Source organism: Sphaerimonospora sp. CA-214678 (assembly GCF_050942215.1).
Lineage (GTDB): Bacteria > Actinomycetota > Actinomycetes > Streptosporangiales > Streptosporangiaceae > Sphaerimonospora.
This window is the reverse complement of record NZ_CP192056.1, coordinates 3296056-3311990: the sequence shown is the minus strand read 5'-3', so window position 1 is coordinate 3311990 and position 15935 is coordinate 3296056. Positions and strand designations below refer to the sequence as shown.

Genomic DNA, 15935 nt, shown 5'->3' with positions numbered 1-15935 from the left:
TCCGGCCTCCTCCGGAGAGCATGCGGATCAGCTCCGTGCCGGTGCATCTTCTCGGTTGCGCCGATCACGCGGCGACAGAGCAACTCTGAGGATGTGCGGAAGGCGGGCCTTCACGACGCTCTAACTGGGTGCGGCGATTCCATGCGCGCCCGGTCAGCCATATTCGATCAGGAGGGTGCAATGACGGTCAGCGAGATTTCGGGCAGCGAGACCGCGGGTGCCGCGGACGCCGATGTCGCCGCGATGCGCGGGGTGCAGGGGCAGATCGTCGACGCCTGGTCCAGGCACGACGCACAGGCGTTCGCCGAGGTGTTCACCGAGGACGGCACCATGATCCTCCCCGGGCACGCGATCGCGAAGGGACGCGAGGAGATCAGCACGTTCATGGCCGCCGCCTTCGCCGGGCCGTACAAGGGCACGCAGGTCACCGGAACCCCGGTCCACGTGCGGTTTCTCGGCCCCGATGTCGCCGTCCTGATCAGCAGGGGCGGGGTGCTCGGACCGGGTGAGACCACGCTCGGCGACGACCGCGTGGTGCTCGCGACCTGGCTCCTGCACCGGTGCGCGGGCGAATGGAAGCTCGCCGCCTACCAGAACACGCCGATGGCGGCCTAGCTCCGGGAAAGGGCTCCGACCATGAAACCCTTCCAGATCGAGATCCCCGACAGCCGGATCGACGACCTCCGCCGGCGGATCGCCGCGACCCGCTGGCCCGCCGACTCCGGCTCCGGCTGGGATCGCGGTGTGCCGCTCCCATATCTGCGTGAGCTCGCCGACTACTGGCGGTCCGCCTACGACTGGCGTGCGGCCGAGCGGCAGCTGAACCGTCATCCGCAGTTCATCACGGAGATCGACGGCGTGCCCGTGCATTTCCTGCACATCACCTCCCCCCGGCCCGACGCCCGTCCGCTCCTGCTCACCCACGGCTGGCCCAGCTCGATCGTCGAGTTCCTCGACGTCATCGGCCCGCTCACCGATCCCGCCGCGCACGGCGGCGATCCGGCAGACGCGTTCCACCTGGTCATCCCGTCGCTGCCGGGGCACGGCTTCTCGGGTCCGCCGCTCCAGCCGGGATGGGACGTCCGGCGCGTCGCCGCGGCCTGGGCCGAGCTCATGCGCGGGCTCGGCTACGACTCCTACATCACGGCGGGCGGCGACTGGGGCTCGTTCGTCTCGCTGGAGCTGGGCCGGCTGGATCCGGAGCACGTCGCGGGAGCCCACCTGTCGATGCTGCTGACGCTGCCCTCCGGCGACCCGGCGGAGATGGCGCGGCTGACCCCGGCCGACCAGGCCCGGCTGGGCAAGCTGGCCCGCTACGACGCCGAGCTGTCGGGATATCTGCGCCTGCAGTCGACCAGGCCGCTGACGGTCTCCTACGGCCTCACCGACTCCCCGGTCGGGCAGCTCGCCTGGATTGTCGAGAAGTTCCGCGAATGGACGGACTCGGCGAAGGTGCCCGAGGACGCGGTCGACCGGGACCGGCTGCTGACCAACGTGAGCATCTACTGGCTCACCGGCACCGCCGCCTCGTCGGCACAGCTGTACTACGAGTCCGCGGCCTACCTGCGGGCCGCCTTCACGCCCGGCGAGCGCCCCGAGCCCGTCGGAGTCCCGATCGGCGTGGCGGCGTTCCAGGCGGATCCCGTGACCCCGATCCGTGCCTTCGCCGAGCGGGACCACCCGACGATCACCCACTGGTCGGAGATCGACAGGGGCGGCCACTTCCCCGCCATGGAACAACCTTCGCTGTACGTCGCCGATGTACGGGCATTCGCGCGGTCACTGACGGCGTAGGGCGCCAGTCGTCAGCCGGTAAAGGACCACAAATGACACAGAACACCCAGGCCAGGCCTGTCCTGGCACGCCCGGAGTCCAACGGCTCCACCCGCGCACGCCCCTGGTGGCGGCGGCCGTGGATCATCCCGCTCGGGATCCTGGTCCTGATCGTCCTGCTCTACATCTGGCCGCACTACATCGGGCTCGACCCGAAGATGGCGACGGTGGAGATACCGCCCCAGTATCCCTTCAAGTACCCCCTGCTCTTCCTGCACATCCTCTTCGGCTCCGTGGCCCTGATCACCACCTGCCTGCAGCTGTGGCCGCGGCTGCGGCAGACCCGTCCCGCCGTGCACCGGATCTCGGGACGGGTGTACGTGTTCGGCGGGGTGCTGCCCTCCGCGTTGATGGCCGGCGTGCTGCTGCCGCTGATCGGCGGACCGGGCTGGATGGGCCGCATATCCCTCGAAGTGCTGTGGGTGCTGACCACGGTGATGGGGTACCGCATGGCGCGGAAACGCCGGTACGCCGCGCACCGGCGCTGGATGATCTACAGTTTCGCGCTGACCATGGACGCCTTCAGCACCCGCTTCCTGATCGTCGTCATCGCCTCGATCGCCGGCCCCTCGCTCGACCTGGTGTTCTTCCTGGAGACCGTCGCCTGGTGCGGTTGGCTGTTCAACCTGGTCGTGGCGCACTGGTGGATCGAGCGGACCCGTAACTCGCCCGCGCCACGCAAACTGCGAAGCACCACCGCGGTGTGAAACCGGCCTCCGTTTTCCACCGAGTCAAGGAGATCGTCGTTGTCGACCACAGTCGAATTTCCCAGCCGGGACGGTGCTGAGCGACCGTCCCGGCCGGGACAGGCATGGTGGCGCCGGCCGTGGGTGGCGCCCATCGCACTCTTGACGCTGGCATTCCTGGTCTTCACCTGGCCGGCGTATCTCACCCTCGACCCCGGGCAGGCGCGCATCCCGCTCAACCCGGGCATCGAGCTCCACTATCCGCTGCTCGTCACGCACGTCGCCTTCGGCTCGGTGGCCATGCTCACCGGCTGCCTGCAGCCGTGGCGGTGGCTGCGCCGCAGCCATCCGGCGGTGCACCGGACGCTGGGCCGGATCTACGTGTTCGGGGGGATGCTGCCGTCCGTGGTGACGGCGCTGGTCATCATGCCGATGGGAGCGCTCAACGCGTTCGGCCGGCTCGGCACCACGCTGTGGGGGGTGTTCGCGCTGATCACCACTCTGGCCGGTTACACCGCCGCCCGCCGGGGCGACCATGACCGGCACCGCCGCTGGATGATCTACAGCTTCGCGCTGGCCCTGGCTCCCGTCAGCGGACGCCTGCTGTTCTTCGCCCTGCTGGCATTCCCGGGAGCGGTGTCGTTGATCGCGACCCTCGGCATGTTCGCCGGGTTCTGGCTGGGCTGGATCGTGAACCTGGCGATCGCCCACTGGTGGCTGCGCCGCCGGCCCGTCATCGCGCGCCGCTGAACGAGGGGACCGGGCGGCGCGACCCGCCGATCGCGGAGAGCGGATCGGGGAGGAACGGCTCTCCGCGGGCCCCACGACGAGGAAGGTGAGGAGCATGGGCTCCTCACCTTCCTCTTTCGCGCCCGCTCATCCGGCGGACGTCGGGTGGCTCAGGGCCGCAGCACGATCTTGCCGATGGATCTGCGCGACTCCAGCTCGTCGTGCGCGGCCGACGCCTCGGCCAGCGCGTACTCCCCGTGCACCCGGGGCCGGATCCGCCCGGCGGCCACGTCGCCGAACACCGTGCCGGCGCGGCGCAGCATCTGCTCGGGAGTGCGGTCGTAGTGCCCGAGGGAGACCTTGGTGAGGAACAGCGAACCCCGCGAGCCCAGCTCCTGCGGGTCCACCGGCGCCGCCGGCCCGCTCGTCTGGCCGTAGAGCACGAAGGTCCCGCGCGGCCGCAGGCAGGTGAGCCCCGCGGAGAAGGTGTCCCGGCCGACCGCGTCGTACACGACGTCCACACCGGCGCCTTCGGTGATCTCCTTGACCCGGACCTCGAAGTCCTCCCGGGTGTAGTCGATGACGTGGCGGGCTCCCGCCGCACGTGCCGCCGCCGCCTTGTCCGCGTTGGACACGGTCGCGATGACCGTGGCGCCGCGCAGCGCGGCGTACTGGCACAGCAGCCCGCCCACGCCGCCCGCCGCGGCGTGCACCAGGCAGGTGTCGCCCTCGCCCACCGCCACCACGTCCGAGGCGAGGAAGTGCGCGGTCATCCCGTGCACCAGCGCGGCCACCGCGATGTCGTCGGACAGCGCCTCCGGCACCGGGACGAGCCGCTCGGCGCCGACGGCGCAGTGGGTCGCGTAGGCGCCGGGGGAGCCCATCCAGGCGACCCGATCACCCTCGGCGACGCCGGTCACGCCGCCGCCCAGCCGTTCGACGACGCCGCTCGCCTCGAAGCCCGGCGTGAACGGGAGGGCCACCCGGTAGACACCGGACCGCTGGTAGAGATCGACGACGTTCACCCCGGCCGCCGTCAGGCGTACCAGCACCTGGCCGTCACCCGGCTCGGGCACCTCGCCGGCCACGACACGCAGGACGCTCGGCGGGCCCTGCTCCGTCATCAGCACACGTCGCATCATCAGCCACCTCCATCGAAGAATGAGGAACGGAATCGGGAGAAGACGAGGGGGCCGGGCCGCAGCGGCGGCCCGGCCCCCTCAGGAGTGCACGGTCAGATCCCGAGCGTGAGCGTCTCGAGCACCGGGACGAGGTCGCGTGGACTCGGCGCGGCGACCTGGTCCGCGTACAGCCGGACCGCGCCCTCGCGGAAGGACGGCTCGGTCAGCACGCGGGAGATCTGCCCGCGGATGTCCTCGACCGAGGATTTGCTCAGATCTATCACCTCCCCGGCGCCGTGCTCCGTGATGTACCTCCCCGTCGTCGGCGCCAGGGCGTAGCGGGTCGCACCGACGGATCCGTCCTCCGAGGTCTCCGCCACGACGGGCAGGTCGAGGAAGTCGACGACGAGCTGCGGCACCTTCGCCGCGGCTGCGCCGGCCATGGTGGCGAGACCGCCGTGGTGGATCACCGCGGAGCAGGTCGGCGCCAGCAGGTTCAGCGGGACGTACTCGATCACCCGGACGTTGTCGGGGATCGACCTGACGCCGCTCAGCTGGTTGTCGTTCAGCGTGGCCACGACCTCGACGTCCAGCTCCGACAGCGCGTCGAGCAGCACCGGAACGTAGTCCCAGTTGGCCGCCAGATACGCCCGCATGGACACGCCGAGCGACAGCGCGATCCGTGGCCGTTCCGGCACCGGGTACAGCCAGTCCGGCGCGGCCTGCTGCTTGGAATGGGGCAGCCACCGCACCGGCACCATCCGGGTGTCGACCGGCAGGTGGGTCTGGACGGCGGGCGGCATCGGGTTGATCGTCCACTGCCCGAGCAGCGTCTCGCGGTCGATCGGGACGTCGTACTTGTCGCCCATCGCCCGGAGCGTCTCCACCATCGGGTCATCGAGCGCGGGGGCGTCCGGATCGCCGGCGAGCCGCTGGAAGGTCTCGATGGACCAGCCGACGATGTCCGGACCGGACAGGCGGCAGTGCCGCGCGCCGGCGGCCCGTGCCGCCACCCCCGCGCCGGGCAGGCACGGGTCCCAGATGACGAGATCGGGCCGCCACTCCCGGAAGAACCGCACCATGCCGTCCATGACGGGCATCGAGTCGCCGGGGGAGCCGCGATAGGGGGTGAAATCCCACATCGAGGGCAGGAAGAACTGGCTGAAGGTGTTCCACGTGACCAGTTGCTCTTCCGGGAGGTCCAGCGCCGCGGTGATCCGCGCGATCTCGGCGCGCTCCTCGGCGTACACCCCGCCCGGTCCCATCGGCGGAGGGACACCGGGGTCGCAGATCGACGCGAAGGGAAGTCCCTCACCGCAGACCGCCTCGGCGAAGCAGGGGTGGGATGCGGCGATGACCTCGTGCCCGGCGGCGCGCAGCGCCCAGGCCAACGGGGTGAAGGGGTAGAGGTGGGCCGGGGCCGGCCACATGGCGATGGCGACGCGCATGGGAACTCCTTCGCTGGTCTTCCTGACGGATCAGGAGGTCGCCTGCTGGACTGTCGTCTGCTGGTCTGTCGTGTGCTGGTCTGTCGTGTGCTGGGATGGGGCCGGCGAGTCGCCGGCATCGGGCCCATCGGCGGACTCCGGCGCCGGTCCCCCGCCCGGCGGCGCCCCGATCGGCGGGATGCGCCGCAGGGTGGCGTAGGCGAGCGCGGCGAATCCGATGAACAAGACGATGCACACGCCCGCCACGGAGGCGTAGGCCGCGTTGAACGACTCACGTGCCGCGGTGAGCAGCTCCTGGGCGATCGGCTGCGGGAGCCGATCAGCGGCGGCCGCCGCGCTCCCCATGCTGTCGCCCGCCGCGGCGGCGGCCTCGGGCGTGACCCCGGCGGGCACCTGGACCCCGCCCCGGTAGAGCAGCGTGGCGAGGCTGCCCAGTGTGGCGATGCCGAGCGCGGTGCCCAGTTCGCCGCTGGTGGTCGACAGCGACGCCGCCGACCCGGCCCTCTCGGGCGGAGCTGACATCATGACGAGCTGGTTGACGAGTGCGGGGATCGGGCTGACGCCGATGAAGACGATGCTGATGCCGATGACCATCGTGGCCAGCCCGCCCACGGGTTTGATCTGCGTGAGCACCACCATGCCGGCGATCGCGACCAGCGCGCCGGCGATCATGACCGAGGCCGGCCGGAACCGCTTGGCCGAGGCCATCGCGATCTGGATGCCGATGATCACCATCAGCGACGGGATGAGCAGCCACAGCGCGGTCGCCAGCGGGGACAGGCCCTCCACCAGCTGCAGGTGCTGCGTCATCAGCAGGGCGTTTCCGCCCTGGATGACCCCGGCCAGCAGGTACAGCACCAGCCCGCCGCCGATCGCGGCGATGCCGAACAGCCCCAGGTCGAGCAGGGGGTCGGCCAGCCGCCGCTGCCGGCGGACGAAGATCGCCCCGAGCGCGACGCCGGCCGCGATGGCCGCGATCGCCTGCGCCGACCAGCCGGCCCGGGCCAGCTCCTTCAGCCCGTAGATCACCGGAAGGATCGCGGCCAGTGAGAGCACCACGCTGAACAGGTCCAGCGGGCCGGAGTCGGCGGCGGCGCGATGCCCGGGCAGCAGGAACGGGCCCGTGGCCATCAGCAGCAGCATGATGGGCGTGGCGATGAGGAAGATCGACCCCCACCAGAACGAGTTCAGCAGCACCCCGCCGAGCGCCGGGCCGAGGGAGACGCCCGCCATCGCGGCCGCCGACCAGATGCCCATGGCGGTGCCCATCTGCTTCGGGTCCTGGAACATGTGCCTGAGCAGGCCGAGGACGCAGGGCATGATGGTGCCGCCGGCGACGCCGAGCAGCGCGCGGATCACGATGAGCATCTCGGCGCTGGTCGAGTACGCCGCCGCGATCGAGAGCAGGCCGAACGCGGCGGCTCCGATCAGCAGCAGGTTGCGGTGGCCGATCCGGTCCCCCAGCCGTCCCATCGTGACGAGGAATCCGGCGATGAGGAAGCCGTAGATATCGGTGATCCACAGCGCCTGGACCGAGCTCGCGTTCAGGTCGGCGCTGAGCTGGGGCAGCGCCAGGATGACGACGCTCAGATCCAGCATCGCGAGCATCGTGGGCAGGGTGAGTACTGCCAGGCCGATCCACTCTCTCCGCCCTGCCTGCGGAGGTATCTCGGGTGCGGACATGATTCGGTCCCTTTCTCGCTCAGGTTTCGAACGGTCGCCCCTGTCGGGGTTCTGCCGAGGGAGCCTTCGTCCTTTCCGACGCGAGCAGATCGATGCACGACACCGTTATCGTGCCTTTCGGGTGCTATAGGCACATCTTCAGGAATGCGTTTCCACCGTCAGCTCAAATCGTTCTTCGGCTCGAATCATCGGGCGACGTGATACGACATGCCACCCGTGGCGCGGGCAGCGGACTGGGTCGACGCTAGGCGGTCGCCGCACTGCCGGCATCTTCCAGATTGCGGCCTTCCTCACGCCGGGCCGCGGGCCGCCGAAGCGATCAGGCCGTCGATCAGGCGGGCGAACTCGAACGGGTGGGTCACGCACCCGAGGTGCCCGCCGGGGAAGTCCACGACAGCGGTGCCGAGCCGTTCCGCCAGGACCGCGTTGGGCCGGTACGGGAAATGCTCCCGGGAGTCACGCCCACCGGCCAGGATGAGCTTGCCTGCCGCCGATTCCAGCGCCGCCATGTCGAGCACGGAATCGGGATAGGTCCGCATCTCGTGCTCCATCCAGAACAGGTGGTTGCGGCGCAGCCGCGCCTGCAACTCGGCCAGCTGATCGGGCGGCAGCTCCGAGCCTTTCGGCGGCCGCGCCGTCGCCATGCCCAGGTGCTCCTTGAACATGTCCTTGGCCGCGTCGGCCCCGGAGCGCCGGTAGACCTCGTACACCTCGGTATGGAATCTCGACCATCTGTCCGCGTCGGGCAGCACCGACGCGAGCGGCGGTTCGTGCGCGATCAGGGTCCGTACCCGGTCGGCGTGCCGGGTGAGCAGGGCCAGCGCCACGATCGCGCCCGAGCAGGCGCCGAAGACGTGCGCCGGTCCGCCGGCGACGTGGCCGAGCAGGTGGACGGCGTCGCCGACCTCCTGCTCCAGCCGTCGCGCGTCATCGACCGGCCCCTCCAGCGTGCTGCGCGAGAAACCGCTGCGGTCGTAGGTGATCACGGTGTAGCGGTCGGCGAGGGCGTCCGCCATCGGGCCGTACGGCGTGGCGTCGCCGTTTCCGGTGGAGATCAGCAGCAGTGCGGGCCCACTGCCGCGCACCTCGTAGTACAGGCGCGCACCCGGCACGGGGAGCATGCCGGGGTGTGGCTTCGGCATCGTGTCGATCTCCTTGTCCGAGGAACGTCATGAACCGGGTGGCCCGGCCGGCCCGGTGGGAACGGCGCCGGGCCGGCTCACGCGACCTCGGCCGGCGCGGCGACGAGCAGCCGCCGCAGTGCCTTCTTGTCCGGCTTGCCGACCGGGGTGTGCGGCAGCTCGTCCACCACTTCGAGCCGTTCGGGGATCTTGAAAGCGGCGAGGCCGCGCGCTGTGAGGGCGGAGGCGATCTCTTCCAGGGTGAGCCGGTGTCCCGGGTTGAGCCGGACGAACACGCACACCCGCTCGCCCACAGCGGGATCGGGCACGGGCACCGCGGCGACCTCGGCGACCTGGGGCAGCTCCTGGACCAGGGTCTCGATCTCTCCGGCGGAGATCTTCTCGCCGCCTCGGTTGATCAGCTCCTTGACCCGGCCGCACACCACCACGTGGCCGTCGGCGGTGACGCGCACCAGGTCGCCCGTGCGATACCAGCCGTCCGGGGTGAAGGAGATCGCGTTCTGGTCGGCCGCGTCGTAGTACCCCCGCGGTGTGTACGGGCCGCGGGTGAGCAGCTCGCCGATCTCGCCGGGTGCCACCGGGCGTCCGTCGCGGTCGACGACGAGCAGCTGGTCGTACGGGCTGACCGGGCGGCCCTGGGTGGCATGGGCCACCTCCGCCGGCGCGTCCGCCCCGGTGTAGCAGATCAGCCCCTCGGCCATGCCGTAGACCTGCTGCAGCCGGCAGCCCAGGGCCGGGCCGACGCGGGCCGCGATCTCCGGCGCCAGTACGGAACCTCCCACATGGATGTGCCGCAGGCTGCTCAGGTCGTACCGGCCCGCCTCAGCCGCCGCCATCCAGGTGAGGGCCACGGCGGGGACCGCCGAGGTGGCGGTGACGCGTTCGGTCTCGATCGCCTTGAACGCCGTCTCCGGATGCGGCGACGGCAGCAGGACGACCCGGCCCCCGGAGTGCAGGGCGCCGAGGATCCCCGGGCTGCCGAGGGTGAAGTTGTGGCCGGCCGGAAGCACCGCGAGGTAGACCGTGTCCGGCCCGAACGCGCACGCCCGCGCGCAGCTGCGGATGTTGTACTCGTAGTCGTCGTGCGTCCGGTTGATTAACTTGGGAATGCCGGTGGTCCCGCCGGACAGCAGGAACAGCGCGACGTCGGAGGCGGCGGGCGCCCGCTCGTCGAGCCATCGGCGCCGGGCGCCGCCGTCGCCCCGGGGGGTGAGCAGCGCACGCAGGCCGACGCTGCCGGACCGCACCTGCGACCCGGCCACGAGCACCTGCGCCGGCTCGGGGAGCGAGGCCGCGACCCGGTGCGCGAGGGCCTGATGGTCGTAGCCGCGCCAGACGTCCGGGACGATCAGCGCTTTGGCCCGGACATGCGCGCCGATCGAGGTGAGCTCGTGCTCACGGTGCGGCGGCAGCATCATCACCGGCACCACGCCGAGGCGGAAACAGGCGAGGGTGACCACCACGAACTCCCAGCGGTTGGGGAGCTGCACCAGCACGCTGTCACCCGGGCGCAGGCCGAGCAGCGCGAACCGCTCGGCCAGCGCGTCGACGCTGAGCGCGAGGTCGAGGTAGCTGAGGCGGTGATCGCCGTCGACCACCGCGGTCCGCTCGCCCCAGCGCTCGGCCCAGTCCCACACATAGGAACCCAGTGGACGGCCGCGCCAGCATCCCGCCGCCCGGTACACCTCCGCCAGATCCGCCGGCCAGGGCACCATGGTGTCGTTGATCATGAAACGTTCGCCCCCTCGTCGCGCCGGTCGGCCTCCGCCGCGCGGAGGCGCTCGATCAACCACTCGGCGACCGCGTCGATGGTCGGCCGGTCCCAGAACAACGTCACGGGCAGCGCGATCCCGAACTGCCGCTGCAGGGCGTGGCGCACCCGTGAGCTCATGACCGAGTCGAGGCCCATCTCCGACAGCGCGCGGCGCGGGTCCACCTCGCCGGTCGCGCGTCTGGTCTCGGCGGCGACGTGCCGGGCGATCTCCTCGGTCAGATACTTGCGGAGCTCGGCCCCGTCCAGGCCGGACCAGGGAAGGTCAGCGGTCTCGGCCGCGGTCTCCACGGCGGAGTCGGCGGCGGTCAGCAGACCGAGCAGCGGCGGCCGGTGCCCGCCGGGGCCCGCCGGCACGGTCCGCAGGACGGCCGCATAGCCGAGGTCGTACCGCTCGGCCACCTCCCACGCGGCGAACGCCTCGGTGACGCCGATGTCGGCCGTGCCGCGCGCGGCCAGTTCGGCGTCGATCACCTCGGTGGAGGTGGACATGCCCAGACCGCGCCAGGACGTCCAGCCGAAACTGATCGTCCCGGTGTCCCCGGCCGCCCGGCGGTGGGCCGCGAGCGCGTCGAGGAAGGCGTTGCCGGCGGCGTAGGCGCCCTGGCCGGGCAGTCCGAGCAGCTGGCCGCAGGAGGAGAACAGCACGAAGAAGTCCACGTCGCCGGGCGGGAACAGGTCATGCAGCACCGCCGCGCCGTCGACCTTCGGCCGCAGCACCGTGCGCAGCGAGCGCTCGTCGAGGTCGCGGACGACCCGGTCGTCGAGGACGCCGGCGGCGTGGACCACTCCCCGGATCGGCGGCAGGCCGAGGAGGGGCGGCGCGAGCAGCCGCGCCGCCGCCTCGGCGTCGGCGATGTCCACGGCGGCCGTCACCACGGTGACGCCGAGCCGTTCGAGCGATCGGACCGCCTCCACCCGCGCCAGGACCCGGGGATCGGTCAGCGTGTCCCAGGTGTCCCGGTCCGGCAGCGCACGCCGGCCGGCCAGGATGATGCGGCGCGCCCCGCGTTCGGCCAGCCATCGCGCGACCTCCAGGCCGAGCGCGCCGAGACCACCGGTGACGAGGTAGGTGCCGTCGGCCCGCAGGGACGCCGGCGGCCGGCTGGGCTCGCCGTCCAGGTGCTCCAGGCGTGCGGCGTACGGTTCGCCGTCACGCACCACGACCACGTCCTCGCCGCGCACGCCGCGCAGCACCTCGACGAGCGCGGGCAGGTCCTTCGGCGAGTCCCCGATGTCCAGGACCCCGCCCCACAGGTCGGGGTGCTCGCCCGCGATGATCCGTCCGAGACCCCAGAGCGCGCCGTGCGGGAGCGACGCGGGGTCCGTGCCTTCGTGTACGCCTTCGGTGACGCACCACAGCCGGGCGGGGGCGGCGCGCCCGGACCCGGCCAGCCGTTGCGCGGTCCGGGCCAGCAGCCATGCCGAGCGGGTGACCGCCTCGCCGAGCCCGCTTCCGCGGGTCTGCTCCGGCGCGGCCCGCTCGGGCAGCAGCAGGACGACATGGTCGCCGTCGAGCGCGGCGTCGGGCAGCTCTTCCGGGGTCTCGGCGGCGAGATGGGGGATGCGCGTGCCGTCGAGGTGCGCGGCGAGCCTGGCGGCGAGCGCCCGGTTCGGGCCGACGAGCGCGACGACCGGCTGCCGCGCGGTGTCCCCGCGATCGACCGGGTGCCAGGTGAGCCGGTGCACCAGGCGGCGAGGGCCGGCGACGGGTCCGGCGTCTCCGTCCGGCGTGCCGTACCGGATGTGCGACAGCCTGCCCACGAGTTCGCCGTCGAGGTCGGCGAGTTCGACGTCGACCGTGTCGTCGCCGGTCACCCGCACGGTGATCCGGGCCCGGGCAGGGGGGAGCTTCGCCAGCGTGACCCGGTTGATGTGCGCGGGCATGCGCAGCACCGGCGGCCCGGGGAGCATCACCGACGCCGCGGACAGGGCCGCGTCCAGCAGGGGCGCCCATGTGGCCGGCGGGGCCTCGCCGGGGTCCCGGCCGTCCCGTACGGTGACGACCAGGACGCCGTCGCCGCGCCTGATCGTCTCCACGGCCCAGGGGAAGCCCATGGCGGCCACCCCCAGGCTCGCGAGCCGGTCGACGACGTGGCCGGGGGGCAGCTCCTCCGGGGCGAGCGCTTCCGGCCCGCCGCCCGGCCCCGGCCCTGACGAGGGCTCGAACGCCGACGTGGTGTGGGTGACCCAGCCCGTGTCCTCGGCGCCCTCGACGATCCGGGAGGAGAGCCGGACGGTGCCGCCCTCGCGCACGACCTGCACGTGGCGGGGGCGGGTCATGCTGACCGGCACGCGCAGCGACACGTCGAGCAGGTCGGCCCACGGGCCGTCGAACGACGCGGCGCCGAGGAAGGTGTTCAGCAGCACGGCGGCGGGTACGATCTCCACCTCGCGCACCGGGTGCCGGCCGGGATAGGGGCGTGACCCGAGATCCACGTGGGTCAGCCACACCTGGTTCGGCGCGGCGCCGTGCACGGTGATCCGGCCGCCCAGCAGCGTGTGCCCGGCCGGATCGTGCTCCTCGCGGGAGGCGGGGTCGCCGGCCGGCGCCTCGGCCCAGTGCGGCCGGTGCTGCCACACCGTCACCGGCAGGTCGGCGAGCTCGCCGCCGGGCCACAGCGCCGTCCAGTCGATTCGCGCGCCGTGGCAGTAGAGCCGGCCCAGGTTGCCGAGCAGCGTCTCACGCTCCGGCCGGTCGCGCCGCAGCGAATGCGTCACGTACGCGTCCACGACGCCGAGGTCGTCGAGCGTCTCCTCGACGGAGTGCTCCACCACCGGGTGGGGAGAGACCTCGACGAACAGGCGATAGCCGTCCTCCACGGCGGCGGCCACCGCCTGCGCGAACCGCACCTGGCCGCGCAGGTTCGCCGCCCAGTAGCCGCCGTCCCGGGGCGCGCCGGAGCGGGGGTCGGCCAGGGCCGTCGAGTAGACGGGGATCCGGGGCGGGCTCGGCGTCAGCCCGGCGGCGGTGACGGCCAGCTCCTCGGCAGGCGCGTCCATGTGCGGGCTGTGGAACGCGACGTCGGAGTCGACCCGTCGGGTGACGACGCCCTCGGCTCCCCACCGCTCGCCGATCTCCTCGACCGCCGCGACGTCGCCGGAGATCACGGCCGATGCGGTGGAGGCCGCGACGGCCACGACCACGTCCCGCCTGGTGCCGAGACGCCGCCCGGCCTCGTCCGGCGTCAGGGCGACCAGTGCCATGGCGCCCCGGCCGGCCACCCGGCGCAGCAGCAGCGAACGCCGGCAGACGAGCCTCGCCCCCTGCTCCAGGGTGAGAATCCCGGCGGTGACCGCGGCGGCGATCTCCCCGACCGAGTGGCCGATGACCGCGTCGGGCCGGACACCCAGCGCCTGCCAGGACGCGCCGAGTGCCGCCTGCACCGCGAAGATCATCGGCTGGATGACGTGGACCGGCTGCGGGGTGTCGCCGAGGATCACGGCCCGGGGCGAGATGTCCATCTCCTCGCGGAAGACCGGCTCCAGCCGGTCGATCACCTCGGCGAACACGGGGTCGGCTGCGAGGAGCTCGCGGCCCATCCCGATCCACTGGGAGCCGTGACCGGAGAACACCCAGACCAGCCCGCGGCCGGTCGCCGGCGGTGCGGTTCCGGTCGCCGATCGCGTGCCGTTCTCGGCGAGGTCCCGGAGCCGGGCGATCAGCTGCTCCCGGTCGGCGGCGACCACGGCGGCCCGATGGGCGAGGTGGGTACGGCGATGCGCCAGCGTGTGGCCGACGTCCCGCAGGCGGCCGTGGCCTGCCAGCCATACGGCCAGGCGGTCGGCGTACTGCCTGACGGCGTCCGGGCTCCCCCCGGACAGCGGGAACAGCGTGACGCTCGCCGGGCTGCGCTCCGCCTCGGCCTCGGCCGGGCCGGTACGCGGCGGAGCCGGGTCGGCCTGCTCCAGGATCACGTGCGCGATCGTGCCGCCGTAGCCATACCCGGACACCCCTGCGCGACGGGGACCGTCCAGTTCGGGCCACGGGGTGGGCTCGGTCACGACCCGCAGGCCGGCGGACGCCCAGGGGATGGCGGGGTTGGGCCCGGTGGTCAGCAGGCTCGGCGGGATCTCGCCGTGCCACAGTGCCAGCACCGTCTTGATCACCCCCGCCACACCGGCGCCGGCCTCCAGATGGCCGATGTTCGGCTTGACCGACCCGATCAGCAGAGGGCGCTCGCCGGGCCGCCCGGCCCCGAACACCGACGCCAGCGCCTCGGCCTCGATCGGATCGCCCACGGGCGTCCCGGTGCCGTGTGCCTCCACGTAGCCGACCGTGCCGGGGTCGATGCCCGCCGCCTCGTAGCAGCGCCGCATCAGGTGCGCCTGCGCGGTTCCGCTGGGCGCCATGATCCCGTTGGTCCTGCCGTCCTGGTGTACGGCACTGCCGCGGATGACCGCGAGCACCCGGTCGCCGTCGCGGCGCGCGTCGGACAGGCGCTTGAGCACGATCAGGCCGCCCCCCTCGCCGCGGCCGTACCCGTCGGCCGCTGCGTCGAAGGACTTGCTGCGCCCGTCGGGTGCGGTGGCGCCCGCCGCGTCGAGCACCAGCGACAGACCCGGGGCGGCCACCACAAGCACGCCGCCGGCGACGGCCATCGGGCACTCCCCGTTGCGCAGCGCCTGCACCGCCAGGTGCATCGCGGCCAGAGAGGACGAGCACGCGGTGTCCACGGCGATGCTGGGGCCGCGCAGGTCGAGCACATAGGAGACGCGGTTGGGCACCCCGCAGTGGGCGCCGCCGATGCCGGTCCACGCCTCGATCCGGGGAAGGTCCTCCAGCAGCCCGCGGCCGTAGTCGTCGGCGCCGACCCCGATGAAGACGCCGGTGTCGGTCCCGGCGAGGTCGCGCGGCCGGATGCCGGCGTGCTCGAACGCCTCCCAGGCCAGTTCGAGCATGATCCGTTGCTGCGGATCCATCAGCGCGGCTTCACGCGGGGTGATGTCGAAGAAGTCGGCGTCGAAACCTTTCACGTCGTCCAGGAAGGCGCCGTGCTTGGTCACGTCGCGAAGTGCTCGGGCGTACTCGCGGCCATGGGATGTGTACCGGCTCCAGCGCTCCGCGGGAAGTTCGCCGACGGTGTCGCCGCGCTCGCACAGGAGGGTCCAGAATCTCTCCGGCGAGTCGATGCCTCCCGCGAATCTGCAGGCCATTCCGATGATTGCGATGGGTTCGCTTGAGTTCATGAACGGACAGCCCTCCGACGCTCGTCGCAGGCCGTCAGCCGGCCCGGAGAGCAGCTCGAATACGAGTGAAAGGTTGACCCAATCGTGATCTTGCCTGGTCGGCCCGCGCACCTTCGTAGATGCTGTTCTCCGCCGCGCGTCCGCTGCGGGCCGGCCCGGATTTCCGCCGGATCCCCGGGGGAGCACGGCGAGTACGCCGGCCGGTTATCCGATCGTGCCGTTGTCCCCCCGTCCGCTGGCCGGTGTCCGATGTCACCGCCGACCATGGTCGTCGGAATATCCGCGGAAACCGCCCGTTTCCGGCGGCGTCTCGCGCCATCGGTGAGGGGCGG

10 protein-coding genes are annotated in these 15935 nt (G+C 72.2%); 4 read left to right on the top strand and 6 right to left on the bottom strand.

Annotated elements, in window-relative coordinates:
- Positions 1–180: 180 nt before the first annotated feature.
- The 4 genes from ACQP1K_RS14970 (at position 181) to ACQP1K_RS14955 (ending at position 3269) form a co-directional block, all read left to right on the top strand.
- On the top strand, positions 181–615 hold the full coding sequence (locus ACQP1K_RS14970) for an SgcJ/EcaC family oxidoreductase (protein ID WP_433496298.1): 435 nt from the start codon (positions 181–183) through the stop codon (positions 613–615).
- A gap of 21 nt (positions 616–636) precedes the next feature.
- On the top strand, positions 637–1794 hold the full coding sequence (locus tag ACQP1K_RS14965; protein ID WP_433496297.1) for an epoxide hydrolase family protein: 1158 nt from the start codon (positions 637–639) through the stop codon (positions 1792–1794).
- A gap of 32 nt (positions 1795–1826) precedes the next feature.
- Positions 1827–2540: a DUF2306 domain-containing protein gene (locus tag ACQP1K_RS14960; protein WP_433496296.1), complete on the top strand. Its 714-nt coding sequence runs from the start codon at positions 1827–1829 to the stop codon at positions 2538–2540.
- Positions 2541–2681: 141 nt separating this feature from the next.
- A complete protein-coding gene (locus tag ACQP1K_RS14955; protein WP_433496295.1) occupies positions 2682–3269 on the top strand; it encodes a DUF2306 domain-containing protein in 588 nt (195 codons plus the stop codon).
- Positions 3270–3418: 149 nt separating this feature from the next.
- Here the strand turns inward: ACQP1K_RS14955 and ACQP1K_RS14950 are convergent, their stop codons facing one another.
- The 6 genes from ACQP1K_RS14950 to ACQP1K_RS14925 form a co-directional block, all read right to left on the bottom strand.
- Complete coding sequence (locus tag ACQP1K_RS14950; RefSeq protein ID WP_433496294.1) at positions 3419–4390, bottom strand: quinone oxidoreductase family protein; 972 nt, start codon at positions 4388–4390, stop codon at positions 3419–3421.
- Positions 4391–4482: 92 nt separating this feature from the next.
- Positions 4483–5817 (bottom strand): nucleotide disphospho-sugar-binding domain-containing protein, encoded by a 1335-nt coding sequence (locus tag ACQP1K_RS14945; RefSeq protein ID WP_433496293.1) that lies wholly within the window; start codon positions 5815–5817, stop codon positions 4483–4485.
- Positions 5818–5847: 30 nt separating this feature from the next.
- Positions 5848–7425, bottom strand: a complete 1578-nt coding sequence (locus ACQP1K_RS14940; RefSeq protein WP_433496292.1) for an MFS transporter — start codon at positions 7423–7425, stop codon at positions 5848–5850.
- Positions 7426–7790: 365 nt separating this feature from the next.
- Positions 7791–8642: an alpha/beta fold hydrolase gene (locus ACQP1K_RS14935; protein WP_433496291.1), complete on the bottom strand. Its 852-nt coding sequence runs from the start codon at positions 8640–8642 to the stop codon at positions 7791–7793.
- A gap of 77 nt (positions 8643–8719) precedes the next feature.
- A complete protein-coding gene (locus ACQP1K_RS14930) occupies positions 8720–10372 on the bottom strand; it encodes a (2,3-dihydroxybenzoyl)adenylate synthase (RefSeq protein WP_433496290.1) in 1653 nt (550 codons plus the stop codon).
- Complete coding sequence (locus ACQP1K_RS14925; RefSeq protein ID WP_433496289.1) at positions 10369–15603, bottom strand: type I polyketide synthase; 5235 nt, start codon at positions 15601–15603, stop codon at positions 10369–10371. The genes ACQP1K_RS14930 and ACQP1K_RS14925 overlap by 4 nt, the downstream gene beginning before the upstream one ends.
- Positions 15604–15935: the final 332 nt, after the last annotated feature.